A 22,164-nucleotide genomic window follows, 5' to 3' on the forward strand; every position below is an offset into this window, starting at 1 on the left:
CTGGAACGGGTTCTGCCGCCGTCTTTTTGAGCGTGAAGTGAGGGGCATGCTTCTCGTCGTCGAACAATTCCTGAACGGGCTGCAGTTTGGACTGCTGCTGTTCCTGCTGGCCGCCGGCCTGACGCTGGTGTTCGGCATCATGGACTTCGTGAACCTGGCCCACGGCTCGCTCTACATGATGGGCGCCTATTTCGCGGCGACCTTCGTGGCCTGGACCGGCAACTTCGTGCTCGGCGCCGTCATGGCACTGGGAGCCACGCTTCTGCTCGGTATCGTGCTCGAATTCACGGCACTGCGCCATCTCTATGGGCGCGATCACCTTGATCACGTGCTCGCGACGTTCGGCCTGATCCTGTTCTTCAACGAGGCCGTCCGGCTGATCTGGGGCCCGGCGGGACTGGCGCTGCCGCTGCCGTCCTGGCTCGCCTTCCCGGTCACGATCCTGCCCGGCATCCAATATCCCGCCTATCGGCTCGCGATCATCGTCGTGGCGCTGCTGGTGGCGCTGCTGCTCTATCTCGGCGTGATGCGGACGCGGATCGGCATGCTGATCCGGGCCGGCGCCTCCAACCGCGAGATGATCGGTGCGCTCGGCATCAACATCAAGCTGCTCTATACGCTGGTGTTCGGCCTCGGCGCCGCGCTCGCCGGCCTGGCCGGGCTGATGCAGGCGCCGATCCTCACGGTGCAGATCGGCATGGGCGAGAACATCCTGATCCTCGCCTTCGTCGTCATCGTGATCGGCGGCATTGGTTCGATCCGCGGCGCCTTTATCGCGGCGATCATGATCGGCCTGATCGATACCATGGGCCGCGCCTTCCTGCCCAATCTGCTGCGCCAGGTGCTGAACTCGGCAGCAGCTTCCACTGCGGCGCCGGCGATGTCGTCGATGCTGATCTACCTCCTGATGGCGATCGTGCTGGTGGCGCGGCCTGAAGGTCTGTTTCCGGCCAACCGCAGATGAAATCCTCGCTCAACGTTTCGACCATCGTGGCCATCATCGTCGTGGCCGGCCTGGTGCTGCTGCCGGTCTATTCGAACCTCTCCGGCAACATCTTCATCCTCACGCTGTTCACCCGCATCGTGATCCTGGCGCTGGCGGCCGTCAGCCTCAACCTGATCATGGGCTACGGCGGCATGATGAGCTTCGGCCATGCCGCCTATCTCGGCATCGGCGGCTACGCCGTCGGCATCCTGGCGCAGGAGGGCATCGGCTCCGGCTATGCCCAGTTCGCGGTCGCCATCGCGGTTTCGGCGCTCTATGCGCTGGTCATAGGCGCGCTCTCCTTGCGTACCCGCGGCGTCTATTTCATCATGATCACGCTGGCCTTTGCGCAAATGGCCTACTACGTCGCGTCCGGCCTCGCCCGTTACGGCGGGGATGACGGGCTCACCGTCTACAAGCGCAGCGATTTCGGCGGCCTGATCAATCTCGGCAACCGCGTGCAGTTCTATTATCTCTGCCTGTTCTGCCTGCTTGCCGTCGTGGTCCTGATCTGGCGGATCGTCAATTCGCGCTTCGGCCTCGTGCTGCAGGGCCTGCGCTCCAACGAGCAGCGCATGCAGGCGATCGGCTTCCCGTCGAAGCGCTACAAGCTGGCGTGCTTCGTCATCGCCGGCATGCTCTGTGGCCTGTCCGGCGCGCTGCTTGCCAACAACACCGATTTCGTCAGCCCTGCCGTGATGTACTGGACCCGCTCCGGCGACCTCATGGTGATGGTCATCCTCGGCGGCATGGGCACCCTGATGGGGCCGGTCGTCGGCTCGGTCGTGTTCCTGGTGCTGGAAGAGGTGCTGTCGCAGATCACCGAATATTGGGCGCTGATCATGGGGCCGCTGCTGCTCCTGATCGTGCTGTTCGGCCGCGGCGGCGTCATGGGCATGCTCGGGAGGTTGAACCGTGGCTGAACCTCTGCTTCGCGTCGACAATCTCGTGCGCCGGTTCGGCGGCATCGTCGCGACTGATCACGTCTGTCTCGACGTTGCCAAGGGCGAGATCCACGCCATCATCGGGCCGAACGGCGCCGGCAAGACCACGCTGATCAGCCAGCTCACCGGCCACCTGGCGCCGCATGCGGGTCGCATTTTCCTAGGGGGTCGCGACATCTCGCATTTCCCCGCCTATAAGCGCAGCGCGCTGGGGCTGGCGCGTTCGTTCCAGATCACCTCGTTGCTGACCGACTTCACCGCGGCCGACAATGTCGCGCTTGCGGCGCAAGCCCATGACGGCAAGCACTCGTTCCGTTTCTTCGCCGCCGCGCGCAAGGACAAGCCGCTGCGTGCCGCCGCGCAGGCCGCGCTGGAGCGCGTCGGTCTCGGCCATCGCGCCGACGTGCTGGTGTCGAAGCTCAGCCATGGCGAGCAGCGCGAGCTGGAGCTCGCCGTCGCGCTCGCGACCAAGCCGCAGCTCCTGCTGCTCGACGAGCCGATGGCCGGCCTGGGGGTGACCGAGTCACAGCGCATGGTGAAGCTGCTGAACGAGCTGCGCAAGGAAGTGTCGATCGTGCTGGTCGAGCATGACATGGAGGCGGTGTTCGCGCTCGCCGACCGCATCTCGGTCCTCGTCTATGGCCGCATCATCGCCTCGGGCAGACCGGACGAGATCCGGCAGAACGAGGAGGTCAAGCGCGCCTATCTCGGCGATCAGCATGTGGTGGTCGGCCATGGTTGATCTGGGGACAAGCGCCATGCTGCTCGAGGTCGACGGCATCGAGACCTGTTACGGCCTGAGCCAGGTCTTGTTCGGCCTGTCGTTGGCGATCCGTCCCGGCGAGATGGTCTCGCTGATGGGCCGCAACGGCATGGGCAAGACCACCACGATCCGCTCGATCATGGGTCTGACCCAGGCGCGCGCCGGCCTGATCCGCTTCAGCGGTCAGGAGACACGAAAGCTGCCGTCCTACAGGATTGCTCAGCTCGGCATCGGCCTGGTGCCGGAGGGACGGCAGATCTTTCCGAATCTGACCGTCACCGAGAATCTCGTGGCGGCCTCGGCCAACCGGCTCGGCGCGTCCGATCCCTGGACGCTCGACAAGATCCACGCCTTGTTTCCGCGGCTCGCCGAACGCGGCAGCAACATGGGCAACCAGCTCTCCGGCGGCGAGCAGCAGATGCTGGCGATCGGCCGGGCGCTGATGACCAACCCGAAACTCCTCATTCTCGACGAGGCGACCGAGGGTCTGGCGCCGTTGATCCGAGAGGAGATCTGGAACTGCCTGTCGCTGCTGAAATCGCGCGGGCAGTCGATCCTGGTGATCGACAAGAATGTCGAGCATCTGACCCGCATCTGCGACCGCCACTACATCATCGAGCGTGGCCGCACCGTGTGGCATGGCACGTCGGAGCAACTGATGGCCGAGCCGGAGCTGCAGCACCGCTATCTGGGTATTTGAGGCGGCGCGCTGCCGGCTATTCCGACGTGGAAGCGGATTGACTCAAATCAACATCGCGTCGGGCGTCGGGCGTAGATTTTGACTGCTGCCCCGACATGCGCTGATTTTTCGCATTGAGGTGCGGCTTGGACGGGATTAATTTTCCAGGGTAGTAGTTTGTTTTTCCTTTTATCAGAGGTTGAACAAATGCGTGCACCTCGTATCCGAATCGAATCACCACAGAAGGCCGTGGCCGGCTTGCGCGGCTTCTGGTCTGGTCATTCCGACCTTGAGACGGGGCTGTGTCTCGCCTTCATGCTGATCGTCGGAGTCATCGTGAAAATGACACCGCCACTCTAGACCTCAGCGATGGAACGGGATGTACTTCTGGTACTCCTTCGGCACCCGGCTGCGATAGCGCGACGGCACCGTGCCGCTGCGCAGGGAGTCCTCGACTTCCTTGCGCGTGCTGGTCCTCGTCCGCTTCTTCTTCGGCGCGGCCGCCTCGCTGGCCGGCTTGGCGTCGCCAGGTTTCTCGGCCGAGGCGGCTGGTGCCGGAGTGGCTGTCGGGGTGGGGCTCGCGGCGGGAGCAGGTTGCGCCGGCGTATCGGGAGCGGGCGCGCTCTGCGCGAAGGCTGCCTCGGCGGCGAGGCTGAGAGCCAGAATGGTTGCCAATGCGATCCCGGAAGACCTGATCATATCAACGAGACTCCAAGCCACTGCGACTGACGGGCCTGCCTGATGATGTCGCCCCCGTGCACCGGACGGTTCATGCTGTCGTTGCATGGCCGGCGTCGGCTGATGCGCCACCTCGCCCAAGAAGAATTCTGAGTGCCGAATTTTTGAGCACAGCGTGCCGCTGGTTCCGTTGAATCGCAAGCATTTTTCCCTGGCACGCGGATTGCTCCCCTCGTTGCTCAGAGTTGGCAGCTAGGGTTCCGGTTCTCCATCGAGAATGCTGGTCCGAGAGCAGCCGCCAGGGGAGAGCCCTGGTGCACGGCGGGATAAAAACCCGGGAGACCTCAGTGGCCGCGCTTGGCAGGCACGAGGTTCTTCATGCCAGTCCGCGGTCATAAAACCGATGAGGGACTGGACATGGGAAAAGCGCGAAATCTGTTTGTTGCACTGCTCGCTGCATCGACGCTGGCGACCGCATCGCTGTCATCAGCGTCAGCTGAGAAGAAGAAGGAATTCAACATCGCCTGGACGATCTATGTCGGCTGGATGCCGTGGCCCTATGCGGCCGAGTCCGGCATCGTCAAGAAGTGGGCGGACAAATACGGCATCTCGATCAAGATCACGCAGATCAACGACTACGTCGAGTCGATCAACCAGTACACCGCCGGCAAGTTCGACGGCGTCACCGTCACCAACATGGATGCGCTGACCATCCCCGCTGCCGGCGGCGTCGACACGTCGGCCATCATCATGGGCGACTACTCCAACGGCAATGACGGTGTCGTGCTGAAGAAGGGCAAGACCATGGCCGACATCAAGGGCCAGAAGGTCAACCTCGTCGAGCTCTCGGTGTCGCACTATCTGCTGGCGCGCGGCCTCGAGACCGCGAAACTGTCCGAGAAGAACATCAAGACCGTCAACACCTCCGACGCCGACATCGTCGCCGCCGCGAAGTCGCCGGACACGACGGCCGTGGTCACCTGGAATCCGCAACTGCTGGAGGTGAAGGCCGAGCCGGGGGCAACGCTGGTGTTCGATTCCAGCAAGATCCCCGGCGAGATCGAGGATCTCCTGGTCGTCAACAGCGCGACGCTCAAGGACAATCCGGAGCTCGGCAAGGCGCTGGTCGGCATCTGGTACGAGACCATCGCGCTGATGAAGGACCAGAGCGAGAAGGGCAAGGCCGCGCGCGAGGCGATGGCCAAGCTGTCGGGCACCGATCTCGCCGGCTTCGAGACCCAGCTCAAGACGACGTTCATGTACTACGAGCCGAAGGACGCGCTCGCCTTCGTGACCGGACCGGAATTGCCCAAGATCATGGATCTCGTGCGCACCTTCTGCTTCGATCACAACCTGCTTGGCGAGAACGTGAAGTCGAAGGACGCGGTCGGCATCTCCACGCCGACGAAGGCGCTGGGCGCGGCCAGCAATGTCAAGCTGCGCTTCGATCCGACCTTCATGAAGATGGCGGCCGAAGGGAAGCTCTGATCCGCTTCCTGGACCGCCGCCGGTGCCACCCCTCATCCTGAAGAGCTTGCGCGAGCGCAAGCATCTCGAAGGATGAGGCCCACATCGGGGCCTCATGGTTCGAGACGGCGCTGACGCGCCCCTCACCATGAGGATTGAGGGAGCCTGTTGATGCCGCGTGCCATGAACGTCGTTCCGAACCGGGGCAGCCGGCTGTTGCTGGCCCTGTTGCCGTTCCTGCTGATCGCGCTGATCTACGTGGTCGGATCGGCGCAGCGGCGCGCGGACAATCCCGACGACAAGCTGCTGCCGCCGGTCTCCGAGATGGTCGCGACCTCCAAGCGGCTCGCGACCGAGCCGGATCGCCGCTCCGGCGACTACGTGCTGTGGTCCGACACGTCGGCGAGCCTGCAGCGCCTCGGGCTCGGCCTCGGCATTTCCGCTGCCATCGGCCTCGTGCTCGGCCTCGCCATCGGATTGCTGCCGGTGGCCGGCGCCGGCTTCGGCACGCTGATTGCGGTGCTGTCGATGATCCCGCCGATGGCGGTGCTGCCGGTTCTGTTCATCGTGTTCGGCCTCGGTGAGCTGTCCAAGGTGGTGCTGATCATCATCGGCGTCACGCCGACCCTGGTGCGCGACCTCTCGCTCGAGGTGCAGAACATGCCGCGCGAGCAGCTGATCAAGGCGCAGACCCTGGGCGCCTCGACCTGGCAGGTCGCGATCCGCGTTGTGCTGCCGCAGATCATGCCACGCCTGATCCAGGGGCTGCGGCTCATGATCGGGCCCGCCTTCCTGTTCCTGATCTCGGCCGAGGCGATCGCCTCCGATGTCGGGCTCGGCTACCGCATCTTCCTGGTCCGGCGCTATCTCTCGATGGATGTGATCCTGCCCTACGTCGTCTGGATCACGTTGCTTGCCTACATCCTCGACTACGCGCTGGTCTGGTTCGGACGGCACGCCTTTCCGTGGGCATATGCGCGAGGGAGCCGCTGATGAGCACGCTCTCCTTCCGCAACGTCTGGGTCGAATACGGCAACCAGGTCGTGCTCGAGCGCATCAATCTCGAGATCACCTCCGGCACGTTCCTGTCGATCGTCGGCCCGTCCGGCGCAGGCAAGAGCACCTTCCTGCGCCTGGTCCTCGGCCAGGAGAGGCCGAGCCAGGGCGCGGTGCTGCTCGACGGCCGGCCGTTTCCGGCCGAGCCCGGACCGGACCGCGGCATCGTGTTCCAGCGCTACTCGGTGTTCCCGCATTTGACCGTGCTCGGCAACGTGCTGCTCGGCTACGAGCTTGCCGGCAGCCCGTTCACGGCGCGGCTGTTCGGATCGGCGCGCAAGGCGGCGATGGAGAAGAGCCTCGCGCTGATCGAGGCCGTCGGCCTGGCCGAGCATCGCGACAAATATCCAAGCGCGTTGTCCGGCGGCATGCAGCAGCGCCTGGCGATCGCGCAGGCCCTGGCGAAGCAGCCGCGCGTGCTGCTGCTCGATGAGCCCTTCGGCGCGCTCGATCCCGGCACCCGCGCCCAGATGCATGCGCTGATCAAGCCGCTGTGGCGCCAGCACAACATGACCATCGTGATGGTCACCCACGACATCAAGGAGGCGTTCGGCCTCGCCACGCGGCTGATCGCGCTCGACCGTCCGCGCAAGGATCCGCAGGCGCCGGAGCGGTTCGGCGCGCGCATCACCTACGATCTCGATCTCACCCGCGACAGCGCCGTGCCCGTGCTCGGATTCATCCGCGCCAGCCTGCAGGCGACGCAATAGTCAGTTCAAGAAACGTCGAAAGAAACGAAGGAGAGTCTCCATGTCATTCCCATTCATGCGCCGGTCGCGCCGCGCCGGATTGCACTCGCAGCGCCGGTGCATGCGCCGTCACCATCCGGACTTCGACAAGATGGCCACGCAAGGCTGGCAGGCGCTGGAGGCCGAGGGCAAGCTGCCGACCAACGGCTGGCGCAAGGAGCGACAATGGGCGCTCGACATGGGCCTGCCCGGCGCCGACACGCTGACGGACCGCGACATCCCGACCTTCGCCCGCGGCGAGCTGCCGCATTTCGCCGGCATCAACACCTTCATGAAGGCGCCGTATGTCGAGAACGTCCGCGACGTCGGCAAATACGACGCTGCGGTGATCGGCATCCCCTTCGATTCCGGCACCACCTATCGGCCCGGCACCCGCTTCGGGCCGCAGGGCATCCGCCGCATCTCCGCGCTCTACACGCCCTACAACTACGAGCTCGGCGTCGACCTGCGCGAGCAGATGACCTTGTGCGATGCCGGCGACGTCTTCACGATTCCCGCCAATCTGGAAAAGAGCTTTGACCAGATCAGCCGCGGCGTCGCGCATGTGTTCTCGTCCGGCGCGCTGCCGATCATGCTCGGCGGCGATCACTCGATCGGCTTCCCCTGCGTGCGCGGCATCGCGCAGTGCACCGACAAGAGGATCGGCATCATCCATTTCGACCGCCACATCGACATCCAGGAGAAGGATCTCGACGAGCGCATGCACACCACGCCATGGTATTGGGCGACCAACCTGCCGAACGTGTCGCCGACCAATCTGGTGCAGCTCGGCATCGGCGGCTGGCAGGTGCCGCGCGAGGGCGTCGAGGTCGCGCGCAAGCGCAACACCAACGTGCTGACCATCGCCGACATCGAGAAGATCGGCCTTGAGAAGACCGCCGAGATCGCGCTCGAGCTGGCCTGGAAGGATGCCGACGCGGTCTACATCTCGTTCGACGTCGACTCCATCGATTGCGGCTTCGTGCCCGGCACCGGCTGGCCGGAGCCCGGCGGCTTCCTGCCGCGCGAGGCGCTCAAGCTGTTGGGTCTCGTCGCCGCCGAGGGCCTGTGCGGGCTCGAAGTGGTCGAGGTCTCGCCGCCCTACGACACCTCCGACATTACCGCGCTGATCGGCGTCCGCGTCGTCGTCGAGGCGCTCGGCTCGATGGTCGCCCACGGCAAGCTTGGCAGCCACAAGCATATCATCAACAAGCCGGTCAGCTACTGAGGTCCGCGATGCGTCATCATCACCGCCATCACGGCCATCATCATGATCATCACCACGATCATCATCACGACCATCCGACGCATGGCCCCGGCCACAACCATCCGCACGGCCACCGTTCGCCGGTGCAATGGCAGACGCCGCATCAGCCTGAGGGCGCCAAGCCCGCGCCGGTCGTCGAGCCCGATCTCGACAAGGTCGAAGCTGCCTTCGTCGACGGCTTCATCGCCGCGCCCGATCCGACCAGCTTCCTGCGGCTGGCCCGCATCCCGTTCGAGATCCTGCGCGACGGCACGAGCCTGAAGCTGCTGCGCGTCGAGATCGACGCGCTGACCGATGTCGGCAGCCTCACCCCGCATCTCGGCGGCAGCACCTTCCGCTACGATCCGCTGCCGTCGAACTTCATCTCGCGCCGCCGCCGCCTCCGCTTCATCTATTTCGACGGCGCCGGCCTGACGCCGCTGACCTATGCGGAGCTGCGGGAGAGGGAATGAGCTTAGGGCAGCGGCGTTCGCTTGAGCGCCGCTGCGACGGCCTCGAAACGGTCGACGACCTCCGGCAGCACATAGGATCGCACGGTGGACGCGGCCGCGATGCCGATCAGCAGCACGATGACATATTGAGCGGCGAGCAGGAGGGCGACGCGCCGCAGCCAGGATGATCGCGGCTGAAGCTCGGCAGCGCGAGCGGGGCTCTGCGGCGCATCGGCAGTTGCAAGCAGCAGGTGCTCTTGTTCTCGCGAGGCCTCGGACATGCGCTCAGTATCCCGACAGCATCTGTTCGAGTCGGGATTTGAGCCGCTTGTTGGTGCGCTCGCGCTCGCGCAACCTGCGCGCCCATTCCAGCGAGATGACCTCGCTATCCTGGTCGAAGGCAAGGCCGGCGCCGGCACCGTCGCGCCAGATCATGCGTGCCTGACGTGACCATCCGCGCCGTTCGATCGTGACGTCGACCCGGTCGGGCAGCAGCACCGTCCCGTCCAGCTCGATCTTGACGCCGCGGTTGTTGAAGTTGCGGACGATGCAGGCGAGCGTCGAGCTGCCAGCGTTGAATGTCAGAACGCCGCCATAATAGACGCGTTGGCGAGCCTCGCTGCGACGATTGTCCATGGTGCGTCCTCCAGTCACTTAACGATCTATTAAGCAATCGGAGGGTGTGTGGCCACCATCGGCGGTATGAAAATGACGGCGGTGGTTAACGCGGATGCCGCGACGTGCCGGCATTGACGTTGCGCGAGTTCACCCCCGCGCGAACATGCGCGCCTCATTGGCGATGACCGGCTTCACCGCTTCGCCCAGCCGCGCGGCAGCCGCATCGACTGATAGACCTGCGGTATCCACAACGGCGTTGGCCCTCGCGTACAGGGGCTCGCGGCTCGCCAGGATGTTGCGCAGCTCGGCCATCGCCGAGCGGTCGTCGGCCATCGGGCGGAGGTCGCCCTGCTTACGCACGCGCCCCATGTGCTCCTCCGGCTCGGCCTTGAGCCAGATCGTGTAGAACGAGGTCAGGATCAGGTCGAAGGTGACTGGCTCGGAGACGATGCCGCCGCCGGTCGCCAGCACCATCGGCTCCTTGCGCGCGAGCAGTTGCACCAGGGCGGCCTGCTCCATGCGGCGAAAGCCTTCCTGGCCGTAGAGCGCGATGATCTCGGCAACCGAAAGCCCGTTCTGCCGCTCGATCTCCTTGTTCAGCTCGACGAAGCTCCAGCCGATCCGCTCCGCCAGCATCTTGCCGAGCGTCGATTTGCCGGCACCGCGCAGGCCGATCAGCGCAATGCCTGAAAACGAACGCCGCAGCGGCGCCGATGCGCCCCCGGCAAGCAGCTCCTTGACCTCGGCGATCTGGCTCGGGCTTGCCTTCTTCAGGAGATCGCGAATGACCGGCCAGTCCGGCGATGGCTCGCCGCCGGGGATGATGTCGTCGAGCGGCGCGTTGATCGCGTTGGCGATGCGGCGCAACAGCACGATCGAGACATTGCCCTTGCCGCTCTCGAGCTGGGCGATGTAGCGCTCGGAAATCCCGGAGACCTCGGCCAACACCTTGCGCGACATGCCGGCGAGGCCGCGCATCCGCCGCACCCGCTGGCCCAGCTGGTCGAGGAAATCGGTCTCGGCCGCGGACTGGCCGTCGTCGCGCGGGGCATCGCTGTGTGGCGTCATATCCCTGAGGCACTCTTTTGAGTAGGAAACATAATGCCGGGGAGGATTGACAGCAAGCGATGTTGGTGGCCTTGTATGAATTATAATTCAAAAATCCGGGGAGAATGCCGTGAAGTCGTACAATGCGGTATCGTGGCTGCTTGACCGCAATGTCGAGGCGGGGCGCGGCGACAAGCTCGCCTACACGGACACGGTCTCGGAGCTGACCTATCGCGGTCTGCAACAGCAGACCTGCCGCGTCGCCAACATGCTGCGCCGCCTTGGCGTCCGCCGCGAGGAGCGCGTGGCGATGATCATGCTCGATACGGTGGATTTCCCCGCGGTGTTTCTTGGCGCCATGCGCGCGGGCGTCGTCCCGGTGCCGCTCAACACGCTGCTGACCTCTGAACAATACGCGTATGTGCTCGCCGACTGCCGCGCCCGCGTGCTGTTCGTGTCCGAGGCGCTGTATCCGGTGGTGAAGGACATTGTCGGCCGGATGCCGGATCTCGATTGCGTCGTCGTGTCCGGCGCCAATGCCTTCGGCCACAAGCTGCTCACCGAGGAGCTCGCGCGCGAAAGCGATCAGTTCGACACGGTCGCGACCCACGAGGATGAGCCTGCGTTCTGGCTGTATTCATCCGGTTCGACCGGCATGCCCAAGGGCGTGCGCCATCTGCACGGCAATCTCGCCGCAACGGCCGAGACCTATGCCAGCCAAGTGCTCGGCATCCGCGAGAGCGATGTCTGTCTGTCAGCCGCAAAGCTGTTCTTCGCCTATGGCCTCGGCAATGCGCTGACCTTCCCGCTGTCGGTCGGCGCAACCACGATCCTCAACTCCGAGCGCCCGACGCCGGCGCTGATGTTCAAGCTCCTCAACCGCTACAATCCGACCATCTTCTACGGCGTGCCGACCTTGTTCGCCGCGATGCTGCACGATGAGTCGCTGCGCCATGAGAAGGCCGGCAGCGCTCTGCGCATCTGCACCTCGGCCGGCGAGGCGCTGCCGGAATCGGTCGGCAATGCCTGGAAGGCGCGGTTCGGCGTCGACATTCTCGATGGTGTCGGCTCGACCGAGCTGCTGCACATCTTCCTGTCCAACGTGCCCGGGGACATCAAATACGGCTCATCGGGGCGCCCCGTGCCGGGCTATCAGGTTCGTCTTGTCAACGAGGCCGGCCAGGACGTGCCGGACGGCGAGGTCGGCGAGATGCTGGTGCATGCACCGTCCGCCGGCGAGGGCTACTGGAATCAGCGCCACAAGACCCGCTCGACGTTCGAGGGATATTGGACGCGCACCGGCGACAAATATGTCCGCGACGCCGACGGGCGCTACACCTTCTGCGGCCGCTCCGACGACATGTTCAAGGTCTCTGGCATCTGGGTGTCGCCGTTCGAGGTCGAGAGCGCGCTGATCACGCATCCCGCGGTGCTCGAGGCTGCCGTGGTGCCGGAAGCCGATCCGGAGGGGCTGTTGAAGCCGAAGGCCTATGTCGTGCTGCGCCCGAGCGTCGATCGCTCGACCCTGCACGAGGCACTGAAGGAACACGTCAAGCAGAAGATCGGCCCGTGGAAATATCCGCGCTGGATCGAGGTGGTGGACAGCCTGCCGAAAACCGCGACCGGCAAGATCCAGCGCTTCAAGCTGCGTGAGGGAGCGGGTCAGTAGTTGGCCCCCACTCTCGGGAGTGGTCCTGCTCTTGGCTGTCGTCATGGCCGGGCTTGACCCGGCCATCCATTCCGCCTCGACAGGAAAGACGTGGATGGCCGGGTCAAGCCCGGGCATGACGAAGGAGAGAGTGACCCGTGCAGCTTTCATCGAACGGCTTCCTCACCATCGATTCCGCCGATCTCGAATATCGCCTGATCGGTGCACAGCCCTCTGACGCTCCGTGCATCGTGCTGCTGCATGAAGGGCTCGGCTCGGTCGGGCTGTGGGGCGACTTTCCCGACAAGCTCCAGCAAGCCACCGGTGTTTCCGTGTTCGTCTATTCGCGCGCCGGCTACGGCGCCTCCAGCCCGGTGTCTCTGCCGCGGCCGCTCGACTACATGCAGCGCGAGGCGCGCGATGTGCTGCCGAAGCTGCTCGATCAAATCGGCTTTCAGCGCGGTCTTCTCGTCGGCCATTCCGATGGTGCGTCGATCGCGGCGATCTACGGGGGCAGCCACGCCGACCATCGCCTCGACGGCATCGTGCTGATCGCGCCGCATGTGGTCGTTGAGGACATCTCTGTGTCGTCGATCGCCGCGATCAAGACCACTTACGAAACCACGGAACTGCGCACCAAGCTCGGCCGCTGGCACAAGGACGTCGACAACGCGTTTTACGGCTGGAACGGCGCCTGGCTCGATCCGGCATTCCGGGCCTGGGATATCACCGGCGACCTCGCCTACATCCGCGTTCCCGTGGTCGTGATCCAGGGCGTCGACGACCAGTACGGCACCATCTGCCAGGTCGAGATCATCCAGGAGGAGTGCTACTGCCCGGTCGAGGTGACGATGCTGCCCAACATTGGCCATTCCCCGCATCGCGAGGCGCCGGACGCCACCTTGCGGGTCATTGCCGAGTTCGCGGCCGCGACCTTGCCGGCCTCGGCATCACGAACATGAAACAAAGTGCATGTTTCGGCTTTTTGTCGTAGACGCCAGCCATAACATGAATTATTGTGCATCTCAACGATAAGCACTCCAACGAAGGGTGACACATGGCCGGGGAAGACCGCGTGCTCGCGGGAGGCAAGACGTTCATCGATTTTCAGACCGATCCCTCCCGCTACAAACATTGGAAGCTCTCGATCGACGGCGAGGTGGCGACGCTCGCCATGGACGTCGACGAGAATGGCGGCCTGTTCGAGGGCTACCAGCTCAAGCTCAATTCCTATGATCTCGGCGTCGACATCGAGCTCGCCGATGCCGTGCAGCGGCTGCGTTTCGAGCACCCGCAAGTGAAGGTCGTGGTGCTGCGCTCGGCCAAGCCGCGCGTGTTCTGCGCCGGCGCCAACATCCGCATGCTTGCAGGCGCGACCCACGCCCACAAGGTGAACTTCTGCAAGTTCACCAACGAGACCCGCAATGGCTTCGAGGATTCATCCGAGAATTCCGGCCAGCGCTTCATCACCGTGGTGAACGGCACCGCGGCCGGCGGTGGCTATGAGCTCGCGCTCGCCACCGATCACATCATCCTCGCCGACGACGGCTCCTCCTCGGTGTCGCTGCCGGAGGTGCCTCTGCTCGCGGTGCTGCCCGGCACCGGCGGCCTGACGCGCGTCGTCGACAAGCGCAAGGTGCGCCGCGACCGTGCGGACGCGTTCTGCACGACGGAAGAGGGCGTCAAGGGCAAGCGCGCCGTGCAATGGCGCCTCGTCGACGAGATCGCGCCGAACTCCAAGGTCGACGCCAAGGTCGCTGAGCGCGCCAGGGAGTTCGCGGCGGCCTCCAAGCGCAACGGCAGCGGTAAGGGTGTCGCGCTCACGCCGCTGAAGCGCATCATTGACGCGAGCAGCGTGCGTTACGGCTTCGTCAATGTCGACATCGACCGCGCCGCCCGCATCGCCACGATCACGATCACGGCCCCCGAAGCTGCGCCGCCGGCCGACATCGACGGTATGATCGCGCAGGGGGCCTCCTTCTGGCCGCTGCAGGTCGCGCGCGAGCTCGACGATGCCATCCTGCATCTGCGCATCAACGAGCTCGGCATCGCTATGCTGGTGTTCAAGTCGCATGGCGATCGCGACAAGGTGCTCGCGCATGACGCGTTCCTTGAGGCCAACAAGGCGCACTGGCTGGTCAACGAGGTCAGGCATTACTGGAAGCGGGTGCTGAAGCGCATCGACGTCACCTCGCGCACGCTGGTCACGCTGGTCGAGCCCGGTTCCTGCTTCGCCGGCACGCTCGCCGAGTTGGTGTTCGCTTCCGACCGCTCCTACATGCTGATCGGCACCATCCAGGGCGACAACCGCCCGGCGCCGGCGATCGAACTGTCGGCGATGAATTTCGGTCCCTATCCGATGAGTCACGGCCTGACCCGGCTGGAGTCGCGCTTCCTCGCCGATCCCACCGATCTCGCGCGTGTGCGTGAGCAGGTCGGCAAGCCGCTCGAAGCCGATGAGGCCGAGGAACTCGGCCTCGTGACCTTCGCGCTGGATGACATCGATTGGGAGGACGAGATCCGCGTCTTCCTCGAGGAGCGCGCCAGCTTCTCGCCGGACAGCCTCACCGGTCTCGAAGCCAATCTGCGCTTCGCCGGCCCCGAGACGATGGAATCGAAGATCTTCGCCCGCCTCACCGCCTGGCAGAACTGGATCTTCCAGCGGCCCAATGCGGTCGGCGAGGAGGGCGCACTCCGGCGCTACGGCACCGGCGAGCGGCCGCAATATGACATGACGCGCGTGTAGTTATCATCCGTCATGGCCGGGCTTGACCCGGCCATCCGCGAGCTAATCGAGACGAACGACGTGGATGCACGGCACGAGGCCGGGCATGACCACCGGGAAGATTTCAGGGAGGCACGCCATGAACATGAACATCATGAACGTCGACTACTCGACCAAGATTCCGAACAACGTGAATCTCGCCGAGGACCGCCAGGTCCTCAAGGCGCTGGAAGGCTGGCATCCCGGCTACGTCGATTGGTGGAACGACATGGGCCCCGAGGGCTTCCAGCAGTCGCTGGTGTACTTGCGCACGGCCTATTCGGTCGATCCGCGCGGCTGGGCGAAGTTCGATTACGTCAAGATGCCCGACTATCGCTGGGGCATCCTGCTGGCTCCGCAGGAAGAGGATCGCAAGATCCCGTTCGGCGAGCACTATGGCGAACCGGCCTGGCAGGAGGTTCCCGGCGAATATCGCGCGCTGATGCGCCGCCTGATCGTGATCCAGGGCGACACCGAGCCGGCCTCGGTCGAGCAGCAACGCCATCTCGGCAAGACGGCGCCGTCGCTCTACGACATGCGCAACCTGTTCCAGGTCAACGTCGAGGAGGGCCGTCACCTCTGGGCGATGGTCTACCTGCTGCAGAAATATTTCGGCCGCGACGGCCGCGAGGAGGCCGACGAGCTGCTGCGCCGCCGCTCGGGCGATGCGGACAGCCCGCGCATGCTCGGCGCCTTCAACGAGAAGACGCCGGACTGGCTGTCGTTCTTCATGTTCACCTACTTCACCGACCGCGACGGCAAGATGCAGCTGCACTCGCTCGCGCAGTCCGGCTTCGATCCGCTGTCGCGCACCTGCCGCTTCATGCTGACGGAGGAGGCGCATCACATGTTCGTCGGCGAGACCGGCGTCGGCCGCGTCATCCAGCGCACGGTCGAGGCGATGCGCGAGGCCGGGATCGACGATCCCACCGACATCGCCAAGGTCCGCGCGCTGGGCGTGATCGACCTGCCGACCATCCAGAAGAAGTTGAACCTGCACTACACGCTGTCGCTCGACCTGTTCGGCTCGGAGGTCTCGACCAACGCGGCCAATGCCTTCAATGCTGGCATCAAGGGCCGCTATCACGAGACCCAGATCCAGGACGATCACCAGCTCAAGAACTCGACCTATCCGGTGCTCAAGCTGGTCGACGGCGAGATCAAGCGGGTCGACGAGCCGGCGCTGACCGCGCTCAACATGCGCCTGCGCGACGATTACTCGCAGGACTGCGTCAAGGGCCTGCTGCGCTGGAACAAGATCATCACGACCGCAGGCTACGACTTCCAGCTCAAGCTGCCGCATACCGCCTTCCACCGCGCCATCGGCGAGTTCAAGGACGTCCATGCGACGCCCGACGGCATCCTGATCGACGAGGGCACGTGGGCGAAGCGCAAGGGCGACTGGCTGCCGTCGGCCGACGACGGCGCCTACATCTCTTCGCTGATGAAGCCGGTCACCGAGATCGGCGAATACGCCTCGTGGATCGCGCCCCCGAAGGTCGGGATCGACAACAAGCCGGGGGACTTCGAGTACGTGAAGATCGAAACTTGATGAGAGGCGAATAGCGAGTTGCGAGTAGCGAATAGGGGAAGTAGCCTATTCGCTATTCGCTATTCGCTATTCGCTATTCGCTATTCGCTATTCGCTATTCTCAGCTGTCCCAGCCCGCGCCCGGAATGCCGGGGTTCGCGTAGACGATGCCGCCATCGACCGCGATCGTATTGCCGACCACGTAGTCGCCCGCGCGCGAGGCGAGGAAGATCGCCGTCCCCGCCATGTCCTCGTCGGTGCCGATGCGCCCAGCGGGCACGCGCGAGGCGACCTCGTCGGCGTTGTCGCGCGCGGCCTTGTTCATGTCGGACTTGAACGGTCCGGGCGCGATCGCGGTCACCACGATGTGGTCCTTGATCAGCTTGGCCGCCATGCGCCGCGTCAGATGGATCAGGCCGGATTTGCTCGCCGCATAGGAGTAGGTCTCGAGCGGGTTGACGAAGATGCCGTCGATCGAGGCGATGTTGATGACCTTTGCCGGCCGTTCGGCGCTGGCCGCCGCACGCAAGGGAGCTGCGAGCGCCTTGGTCAGGAAGAACGGCGTCTTGAGGTTCAGGTTCATCACCTTGTCCCAGCCGCTCTCCGGGAATTCGTCGAAGTCGGCGCCCCACGCCGCGCCCGCATTGTTGACGAGGATGTCGAGCTTGGGCTCGCGCTTCTTGATCTCGCCCGCGAGCGTCTCGATGCCGGCCATCGTCGAAATGTCGATCGGCAGCGCGACGCATTCGCCGCCATATTCGGTCGTCAGTGCCTTGGCGGTCGCCTCGCAGGGCCCTGCCTTGCGCGCGGTGATGTAGACCCTCGCCGCGCCATGCGCGAGCAGGCCGGATGCGATCATCTTGCCGATGCCGCGCGAGCCGCCGGTGACGAGCGCGATGCGTCCTTCGAGTGAGAACAAGTTCCTGAGCATGAAGCCTCCCTTTCCTTATGTCATGCGCGCTTGTGAGCGGGACGCGCCAGCACGTCAAGTGAGACGCAGTCGCACGAATTCGCCGCAATTCAATCGGAGGGCAACGTTATGGCGGGGCTATGCCGCGTCGATGCGGCGAAAGCCGTTCCACATCGCGGTGGCCGCGCCCGAGGTCAGCACCGGCAGCACGCGGGCGTCCTGGTAATGGCCGTTCAGCGAGACGCGCGACAGGGCCGTGAGATGATCGGCGCTTTCCGCGAAGATCATGCCGGGCCGGGTGGTGACGGCGGTCTTGTAGCCGCTCGCGGCCGCCAGCACGAATTCGCGCTGGGAAGCGGCGGCGCGGTCGCCGTAGGGGTAGGCCATGTGCAGCACCGGCCGCTGCAACTCGTTCTCGATCCGAGTGCGGCTGTCGGCGATCTCGATGCGCGCCGTCTCCTCGGTCTGCTTGGCGAGATTGCAGTGACTGATCGAATGCGCGCCGATCGAGATCAATGGCTCAGTCGAAAGCGCCCGGAGCTCGTCCCAGGACAGGCAGAGCTCACGGCAGATCGAGGCCTCGTCGACGTCGTAGCGCGCGCACAGCGCGCTGATCTCACGCCGGACGTCGTGCTCGCCCGGCAGTGCGCGCAGCCAGTCGTGCAGGCGCTGGAACGTCACGCATTTGGCTGCCGGCGTCGATGCATCGAGCTGCAGCGACAGCCCGCCGATCTCGATGTCGATCGCGTCAGTCTTCGCGACCAGCCGCTCCAGCGTCACCCACCAGAGCCGGCCCAGTCCCGATGCGAAATCGCTCGTCACATAGATGGTGAACGGCGCATCGAACTCGCGCATGACAGGCAGCGCGAAGTCGCGATTGTCGCGATAGCCATCGTCGAAGGTGAAGCAGGCGAAGCGGCGCGAGAAGTCCTTCGCCACCAGCCGGCTGTGCAACTCGTCGAGGGTGATGATCTCGATGTCGTGGTCGCGCAGGTGCGACAACATCTCGCGCAGGAAATCCGGCGTGACCTCGAGGTGACAATTGGGCTGGAAATCGGCGTCGCGGTGCGGCCGCACATGATGCAGCGTATAGATCGCACCCACGCCCGAGAAGATCGGGCGCAGCCAGACATGCGCGCCGCTCAGATACAGCGCTTCCAGGCCGGCACGGATAAAGGTTTTGCGAAATCGCCTCATCTGAAATATGCGGCCCGGTGAGTGTCGGGACAAGGTTACCGACGAATGATTGAAGAAAACCTTAGCCTGCGGTCACAACGTACCGTGCGGCGCTCCTCATTTCCGGTTTGACAGGCATGCAAGGGTTTGTTTTCTCTCTGCTTCCTCGATGCGACGGATGACGAATGCGCGGACTTTTCAGGTGGAGCGGGAAATGGTGGCCTGGCGTCATTCCGCTGATCGTGCTTTGGGGCCTCGCGGCCTGGACCAGCACCGTTCCCCTGGAGAATGATCTCGCCGGACGCAGTTCGGCCGTCCTGACGGGGGCGGTGCTCGACAGGACAAGCATCACGGTGGACGGCCGCGATGTCTCGCTGCGCGCCAATGCGTTTTCCGAGGCCGGACGCCGCGATGCGGTTGCTGCGGTCGACGGCGTGGCCGGCGTGCGGCTCGTCAACGACGAGACGCGGCTGGTCCCCGAGGCCAAGCCCTTCGTCTGGTCGGCCGAGCGCGACGTCGTCCGGGTGACGCTGGGCGGCAGCGCGCCGCTGCCCGCCTTGAAGGGCAAGCTGATGGACGCGACCCGGGCGGCGTTGCCGGGCGTGGAGGTCGCGGATCAGATGGGCCTGGCACGCGGCGCGCCGGCGCGCTTCGAGGATGCGGCGCTGCTGCTGATCGGCCAGATCGCCAAGCTGAAGGACGGCAAGTTCACGATCTCCGACGGCGACGTCACATTGTCCGGCATGGCGCGCGAGCTCGGCGGCCGCGAGGCGATCGCGGCCGCGCTCGGAAAGCTGCCGGACGGCTTCAAGGTCGCCAGCAACGAGGTCAAGGCGCCGCCCTATGTCTTCCAGGCCTACAAGGACCCGGTCGCGGTCACCGTGACGCTTGCAGGCAACGTTCCCGACGAGAACATCCACGCCGTCGTCGTCGGCTCTTCATCGCGCAAATTCTTCAGCGAGAAGGTCGTCGACAATCTCAAGAACAGCCTCGGCGCGCCAACCAATTTCGTGAATGCGGTGGTGCCGGCGTTGGGCGCCTTGTCGCGGCTGTCGACCGGCACGCTGGTAGTGTCCGATCGTGACATCAAGATTTCCGGTGATGCGCTTTACGACGCCGCAGCGGCCCAGATCCGGACCGGGCTCGCCAAAGATGTCCCACAGGGCTGGCAGGTGAAGGCCGACATCACGGTGAAGCCGGCAGCCGCCCCGGTCGATCCCACGGTGTGCCAGCAGCTGTTCTCCGACCTGCTCGGCAAGGCCAAGATCCGGTTCGAGACCGGCCGCAGCGACCTCGACAGGGATTCCACCGGTCTGCTCGACCGCCTCGTCGAGATCGCGTTCCGCTGCCCCTCCGCCAATGTCGAGATCATCGGGCACACCGATGCCGACGGCGACTCTGCCGCCAATCAGGTGCTGTCGCAGAAGCGCGCCCAGGCGGTGGTCGATTATCTGGTCAAGGCCGGACTGCCGGCCGACCGTTTCAGCGCGATCGGCTATGGCAGCACCCAGCCGGTCGCCGCCAACGACACCGCCGACGGCCGGGCGCAGAACCGGCGCATCGAATTCGTGGTGAGGTAACGTCATGGCCTATCTCGTTGCCTTTCACTGGGGCTGGCTGGCCGGCGCATTCGCCATCGGGCTGGCGATGGGCTGGGTCGCCGTGGTGCATCGCGCCCCGCGCGTGTCGGGCTGGCTGACCTGGCTGCTGGCGGCGCTGGCCGCCGGCCTGGTCGCGACGGCCGTGGCCTGCCTGATTCCCGGCCGGGCCGGCTACTGGCTCGAGCTGCTGCTGATCATGTTCGTGCCCTACCTCGTCGGCTGCGCCATCGGCACCTGGCTTCGGGCGCTGGTGGTGATCCGCAGCATGCGGACGAAATCGGCGGCCTGAGACCGCCGCCCCGGACTGCACCCGACGCCATCTGCCGAGACTGCGGCGGCGCGCCCGCCGTCCGCGTGCCCCGGGTCATCGCAACTGCGAGACACGAAGGTTTGACGAGGCGCGAACCTGTCAAACGCGCGGCTCGCGCTTATCGTTGAGCCATGCTGACCCGCCGAACCGCTGGGCGCCCCGGAAGCCCCGGAGATTCGCGTTCCTCACCAAAGTTTAACCTGGGGTTTGCAGGCTGGCGGGGACGTGCGCTGCCCCGCCGTCCTGCATGATGCCTTGTCCGATGCCTTTGCCTGATGTCTTGCCTCATGTGCGGCAAAACGGTGCATCGCATTTCCGCAAAGCCTGCTAAGTATATCCATGTGTACGCTTTTGTTCGCACGCTCCGTGTTCCCCAATGCGTCGAAACGCGCTACGAGGGCGTTGTATGCGCACATGATGCTGCGGCCTCCGGGGCGCGGCGTCCCCGGCCGTCGTGATCGGATCACGGTGAGAGGTGTAGATGCTTGAAGCCATACGCAGAGCGGCCACGTTCCTGCGCGAGAAGCAAGTCCTGCACAAGCTCGGCGTGCTGATCAGCATCGCTGTGATCGCGGTCGCCTGCTACGTCCTCTACCACATGCTGCGCGGCATCGACACCTACGAGGTGCTCGAGGCGATCAAGAGCACGGAGCCGCATCAGATCGCGCTCGCCGCGCTGTTCGTCGCCGCCGGCTATTTCACGCTGACCTTCTACGATCTGTTCGCGGTGCGCGCGATTGGCCACGACCACGTGCCCTACCGCGTCAACGCGCTGGCCGCCTTCACCAGCTATTCGATCGGCCACAATGTCGGCGCCAGCGTCTTCACCGGCGGTGCCGTGCGCTACCGCGTCTATTCGGCCCATGGGCTGAACGCCATCGACGTCGCCAAGATCTGCTTCCTTGCCGGCCTGACGTTCTGGCTCGGCAATGCGGCCGTGCTCGGGCTCGGCATCAGCTATCATCCGGAGGCAGCCGCCTCGATCGACCAGCTGCCGCCCTGGGTCAACCGCATGGTGGCGATCGCGATCCTGGTCGGTCTGTTGGGGTATGTCGCCTGGGTATGGACCAAGCCGCGCGTGGTCGGCCGCGGGCCGTGGACCGTGGTGCTGCCGAGCGGCCCCCTGACCCTGCTGCAGATCGCGATCGGCATCATCGACCTCGGTTTCTGCGCGCTGGCGATGTATGTGCTGGTGCCGGACGAGCCCAATCTCGGCTTCGTCGTGGTGGCCGTGATCTTCGTCTCGGCGACCCTGCTCGGCTTCGCCAGCCATTCCCCCGGCGGGCTCGGCGTGTTCGACGCCGCGATGCTGGTCGGGCTGTGGCAGATGGACCGCGAGGAGCTGCTGGCCGGAATGCTCCTGTTCCGGATGCTGTATTATTTGGCGCCGTTCCTCATTTCTGTAATCTTGCTGACGTTTCGCGAGGTTATCATCAGCACGCGGTCGAAACGGCTGCGGCAGGCCGCGCTCAGCCTCGATCCGGGCCCCCCACCGGAAGCCGCTTTTGTGAGGAAACGCAGCGATTCCGGTGCCTGACGCCAGCTCAAGGGAACAGTAGGA

22 protein-coding genes and 1 riboswitch are annotated in these 22,164 nt (G+C 64.9%); of the genes, 16 read left to right on the plus strand and 6 right to left on the minus strand.

The annotated features are described in order from the left end of the window. Positions 1–46 precede the first annotated feature (46 nt). The 4 genes from ACQR0W_RS32475 to ACQR0W_RS32490 are packed head-to-tail and all read left to right on the plus strand — an operon-like array spanning position 47 to position 3,392. Positions 47–964 (plus strand): branched-chain amino acid ABC transporter permease, encoded by a 918-nt coding sequence (locus tag ACQR0W_RS32475; RefSeq protein ID WP_315751198.1) that lies wholly within the window; start codon positions 47–49, stop codon positions 962–964. Further along, positions 961–1,908 (plus strand): branched-chain amino acid ABC transporter permease, encoded by a 948-nt coding sequence (locus ACQR0W_RS32480; RefSeq protein ID WP_316170704.1) that lies wholly within the window; start codon positions 961–963, stop codon positions 1,906–1,908. Before ACQR0W_RS32475 ends, ACQR0W_RS32480 begins: the two co-directional genes overlap by 4 nt. Beyond that, positions 1,901–2,671, plus strand: coding sequence for an ABC transporter ATP-binding protein (locus ACQR0W_RS32485; RefSeq protein WP_315717123.1), 771 nt, complete (start codon positions 1,901–1,903; stop codon positions 2,669–2,671). Before ACQR0W_RS32480 ends, ACQR0W_RS32485 begins: the two co-directional genes overlap by 8 nt. A gap of 16 nt (positions 2,672–2,687) precedes the next feature. Beyond that, positions 2,688–3,392: an ABC transporter ATP-binding protein gene (locus ACQR0W_RS32490; protein ID WP_315751202.1), complete on the plus strand. Its 705-nt coding sequence runs from the start codon at positions 2,688–2,690 to the stop codon at positions 3,390–3,392. 342 nt (positions 3,393–3,734) lie between these two features. Here ACQR0W_RS32490 and ACQR0W_RS32495 read toward each other — a convergent pair whose 3' ends face one another. Further along, complete coding sequence (locus tag ACQR0W_RS32495) at positions 3,735–4,070, minus strand: hypothetical protein (protein ID WP_315827951.1); 336 nt, start codon at positions 4,068–4,070, stop codon at positions 3,735–3,737. Between the two features lie 220 nt (positions 4,071–4,290). Next, positions 4,291–4,392: riboswitch (guanidine-I (ykkC/yxkD leader) on the plus strand. 74 nt (positions 4,393–4,466) lie between these two features. Here ACQR0W_RS32495 and ACQR0W_RS32500 point away from each other — a divergent pair. The 5 genes from ACQR0W_RS32500 (at position 4,467) to ACQR0W_RS32520 (ending at position 9,019) form a co-directional block, all read left to right on the plus strand. After that, the gene (locus ACQR0W_RS32500; RefSeq protein ID WP_315717125.1) at positions 4,467–5,537 is read left to right on the plus strand and encodes a putative urea ABC transporter substrate-binding protein; all 1,071 of its coding nucleotides are present in this window, start codon (positions 4,467–4,469) and stop codon (positions 5,535–5,537) included. Between the two features lie 150 nt (positions 5,538–5,687). After that, entirely contained in the window at positions 5,688–6,509 is an 822-nt protein-coding gene (locus ACQR0W_RS32505; RefSeq protein ID WP_316187464.1) for an ABC transporter permease, read from the plus strand. Further along, entirely contained in the window at positions 6,509–7,282 is a 774-nt protein-coding gene (locus ACQR0W_RS32510) for an ABC transporter ATP-binding protein (protein WP_315827952.1), read from the plus strand. The genes ACQR0W_RS32505 and ACQR0W_RS32510 overlap by 1 nt, the downstream gene beginning before the upstream one ends. Positions 7,283–7,322: 40 nt before the next feature. Continuing rightward, positions 7,323–8,528 carry an agmatinase family protein gene (locus tag ACQR0W_RS32515; RefSeq protein ID WP_316165610.1) on the plus strand — a complete coding sequence of 402 codons (1,206 nt, stop codon included), beginning with the start codon at positions 7,323–7,325 and terminating at the stop codon, positions 8,526–8,528. A 122-nt stretch (positions 8,529–8,650) separates the two neighbouring features. Next, positions 8,651–9,019 carry a hypothetical protein gene (locus ACQR0W_RS32520; RefSeq protein ID WP_315751509.1) on the plus strand — a complete coding sequence of 123 codons (369 nt, stop codon included), beginning with the start codon at positions 8,651–8,653 and terminating at the stop codon, positions 9,017–9,019. 2 nt (positions 9,020–9,021) lie between these two features. Here ACQR0W_RS32520 and ACQR0W_RS32525 read toward each other — a convergent pair whose 3' ends face one another. The 3 genes from ACQR0W_RS32525 to ACQR0W_RS32535 all read right to left on the minus strand — a co-directional run bounded on the left by ACQR0W_RS32525 (position 9,022) and on the right by ACQR0W_RS32535 (position 10,684). Continuing rightward, a complete protein-coding gene (locus ACQR0W_RS32525) occupies positions 9,022–9,279 on the minus strand; it encodes a hypothetical protein (protein ID WP_315751210.1) in 258 nt (85 codons plus the stop codon). Positions 9,280–9,283: 4 nt separating this feature from the next. Further along, a complete protein-coding gene (locus tag ACQR0W_RS32530) occupies positions 9,284–9,634 on the minus strand; it encodes a PilZ domain-containing protein (RefSeq protein WP_315751212.1) in 351 nt (116 codons plus the stop codon). 129 nt (positions 9,635–9,763) lie between these two features. Next, positions 9,764–10,684 carry a helix-turn-helix transcriptional regulator gene (locus ACQR0W_RS32535; RefSeq protein WP_315751213.1) on the minus strand — a complete coding sequence of 307 codons (921 nt, stop codon included), beginning with the start codon at positions 10,682–10,684 and terminating at the stop codon, positions 9,764–9,766. Between the two features lie 109 nt (positions 10,685–10,793). On the opposite strand from ACQR0W_RS32535, the gene ACQR0W_RS32540 reads away from it, so the two are divergent. The 4 genes from ACQR0W_RS32540 (at position 10,794) to boxB (ending at position 16,627) form a co-directional block, all read left to right on the plus strand. Then, positions 10,794–12,332, plus strand: a complete 1,539-nt coding sequence (locus ACQR0W_RS32540; protein ID WP_315751214.1) for a benzoate-CoA ligase family protein — start codon at positions 10,794–10,796, stop codon at positions 12,330–12,332. A gap of 137 nt (positions 12,333–12,469) precedes the next feature. Beyond that, positions 12,470–13,273 carry an alpha/beta fold hydrolase gene (locus ACQR0W_RS32545; protein ID WP_316187462.1) on the plus strand — a complete coding sequence of 268 codons (804 nt, stop codon included), beginning with the start codon at positions 12,470–12,472 and terminating at the stop codon, positions 13,271–13,273. A gap of 95 nt (positions 13,274–13,368) precedes the next feature. Further along, positions 13,369–15,057 (plus strand): 2,3-epoxybenzoyl-CoA dihydrolase, encoded by a 1,689-nt coding sequence (gene boxC / locus ACQR0W_RS32550; protein WP_315717134.1) that lies wholly within the window; start codon positions 13,369–13,371, stop codon positions 15,055–15,057. Between the two features lie 118 nt (positions 15,058–15,175). After that, positions 15,176–16,627: a benzoyl-CoA 2,3-epoxidase subunit BoxB gene (gene boxB, locus ACQR0W_RS32555; protein ID WP_315751230.1), complete on the plus strand. Its 1,452-nt coding sequence runs from the start codon at positions 15,176–15,178 to the stop codon at positions 16,625–16,627. 100 nt (positions 16,628–16,727) lie between these two features. Here boxB and ACQR0W_RS32560 read toward each other — a convergent pair whose 3' ends face one another. Together ACQR0W_RS32560 and ACQR0W_RS32565 are read right to left on the minus strand one after the other, a co-directional pair. Then, positions 16,728–17,537 carry an SDR family oxidoreductase gene (locus ACQR0W_RS32560; RefSeq protein ID WP_315717136.1) on the minus strand — a complete coding sequence of 270 codons (810 nt, stop codon included), beginning with the start codon at positions 17,535–17,537 and terminating at the stop codon, positions 16,728–16,730. A gap of 117 nt (positions 17,538–17,654) precedes the next feature. Continuing rightward, positions 17,655–18,713 (minus strand): polysaccharide deacetylase family protein, encoded by a 1,059-nt coding sequence (locus ACQR0W_RS32565; RefSeq protein WP_315751232.1) that lies wholly within the window; start codon positions 18,711–18,713, stop codon positions 17,655–17,657. Between the two features lie 164 nt (positions 18,714–18,877). Between ACQR0W_RS32565 and ACQR0W_RS32570 the strand changes: the two genes are divergently transcribed. From ACQR0W_RS32570 to ACQR0W_RS32580, 3 genes are all read left to right on the plus strand, one after another. Continuing rightward, positions 18,878–20,272 carry an OmpA family protein gene (locus tag ACQR0W_RS32570; protein WP_316187461.1) on the plus strand — a complete coding sequence of 465 codons (1,395 nt, stop codon included), beginning with the start codon at positions 18,878–18,880 and terminating at the stop codon, positions 20,270–20,272. Between the two features lie 4 nt (positions 20,273–20,276). Then, positions 20,277–20,582: a hypothetical protein gene (locus ACQR0W_RS32575; RefSeq protein ID WP_315717139.1), complete on the plus strand. Its 306-nt coding sequence runs from the start codon at positions 20,277–20,279 to the stop codon at positions 20,580–20,582. 502 nt (positions 20,583–21,084) lie between these two features. Next, positions 21,085–22,140: a lysylphosphatidylglycerol synthase domain-containing protein gene (locus ACQR0W_RS32580; protein ID WP_315751236.1), complete on the plus strand. Its 1,056-nt coding sequence runs from the start codon at positions 21,085–21,087 to the stop codon at positions 22,138–22,140. Positions 22,141–22,164: the final 24 nt, after the last annotated feature.

This window comes from Bradyrhizobium sp. HKCCYLRH1034 (genome assembly GCF_051168375.1).
Lineage (GTDB): Bacteria > Pseudomonadota > Alphaproteobacteria > Rhizobiales > Xanthobacteraceae > Bradyrhizobium.

Bases quoted from the DNA above. Each gene is read 5' to 3' on its own strand.
- ACQR0W_RS32475 (WP_315751198.1), top strand. From the start codon at position 47: ATGCTTCTCGTCGTCGAACAATTCCTGAACGGGCTGCAGTTTGGACTG.
- ACQR0W_RS32480 (WP_316170704.1), top strand. From the start codon at position 961: ATGAAATCCTCGCTCAACGTTTCGACCATCGTGGCCATCATCGTCGTG.
- ACQR0W_RS32490 (WP_315751202.1), top strand. From the start codon at position 2,688: ATGCTGCTCGAGGTCGACGGCATCGAGACCTGTTACGGCCTGAGCCAG.
- ACQR0W_RS32495 (WP_315827951.1), bottom strand. From the start codon at position 4,070: ATGATCAGGTCTTCCGGGATCGCATTGGCAACCATTCTGGCTCTCAGC.
- ACQR0W_RS32500 (WP_315717125.1), top strand. From the start codon at position 4,467: ATGGGAAAAGCGCGAAATCTGTTTGTTGCACTGCTCGCTGCATCGACG.
- ACQR0W_RS32505 (WP_316187464.1), top strand. From the start codon at position 5,688: ATGCCGCGTGCCATGAACGTCGTTCCGAACCGGGGCAGCCGGCTGTTG.
- ACQR0W_RS32510 (WP_315827952.1), top strand. From the start codon at position 6,509: ATGAGCACGCTCTCCTTCCGCAACGTCTGGGTCGAATACGGCAACCAG.
- ACQR0W_RS32515 (WP_316165610.1), top strand. From the start codon at position 7,323: ATGTCATTCCCATTCATGCGCCGGTCGCGCCGCGCCGGATTGCACTCG.
- ACQR0W_RS32525 (WP_315751210.1), bottom strand. From the start codon at position 9,279: ATGTCCGAGGCCTCGCGAGAACAAGAGCACCTGCTGCTTGCAACTGCC.
- ACQR0W_RS32530 (WP_315751212.1), bottom strand. From the start codon at position 9,634: ATGGACAATCGTCGCAGCGAGGCTCGCCAACGCGTCTATTATGGCGGC.
- ACQR0W_RS32535 (WP_315751213.1), bottom strand. From the start codon at position 10,684: ATGACGCCACACAGCGATGCCCCGCGCGACGACGGCCAGTCCGCGGCC.
- boxC (WP_315717134.1), top strand. From the start codon at position 13,369: ATGGCCGGGGAAGACCGCGTGCTCGCGGGAGGCAAGACGTTCATCGAT.
- boxB (WP_315751230.1), top strand. From the start codon at position 15,176: ATGAACATGAACATCATGAACGTCGACTACTCGACCAAGATTCCGAAC.
- ACQR0W_RS32560 (WP_315717136.1), bottom strand. From the start codon at position 17,537: ATGCTCAGGAACTTGTTCTCACTCGAAGGACGCATCGCGCTCGTCACC.
- ACQR0W_RS32565 (WP_315751232.1), bottom strand. From the start codon at position 18,713: ATGAGGCGATTTCGCAAAACCTTTATCCGTGCCGGCCTGGAAGCGCTG.
- ACQR0W_RS32570 (WP_316187461.1), top strand. From the start codon at position 18,878: ATGCGCGGACTTTTCAGGTGGAGCGGGAAATGGTGGCCTGGCGTCATT.
- ACQR0W_RS32575 (WP_315717139.1), top strand. From the start codon at position 20,277: ATGGCCTATCTCGTTGCCTTTCACTGGGGCTGGCTGGCCGGCGCATTC.
- ACQR0W_RS32580 (WP_315751236.1), top strand. From the start codon at position 21,085: ATGCTTGAAGCCATACGCAGAGCGGCCACGTTCCTGCGCGAGAAGCAA.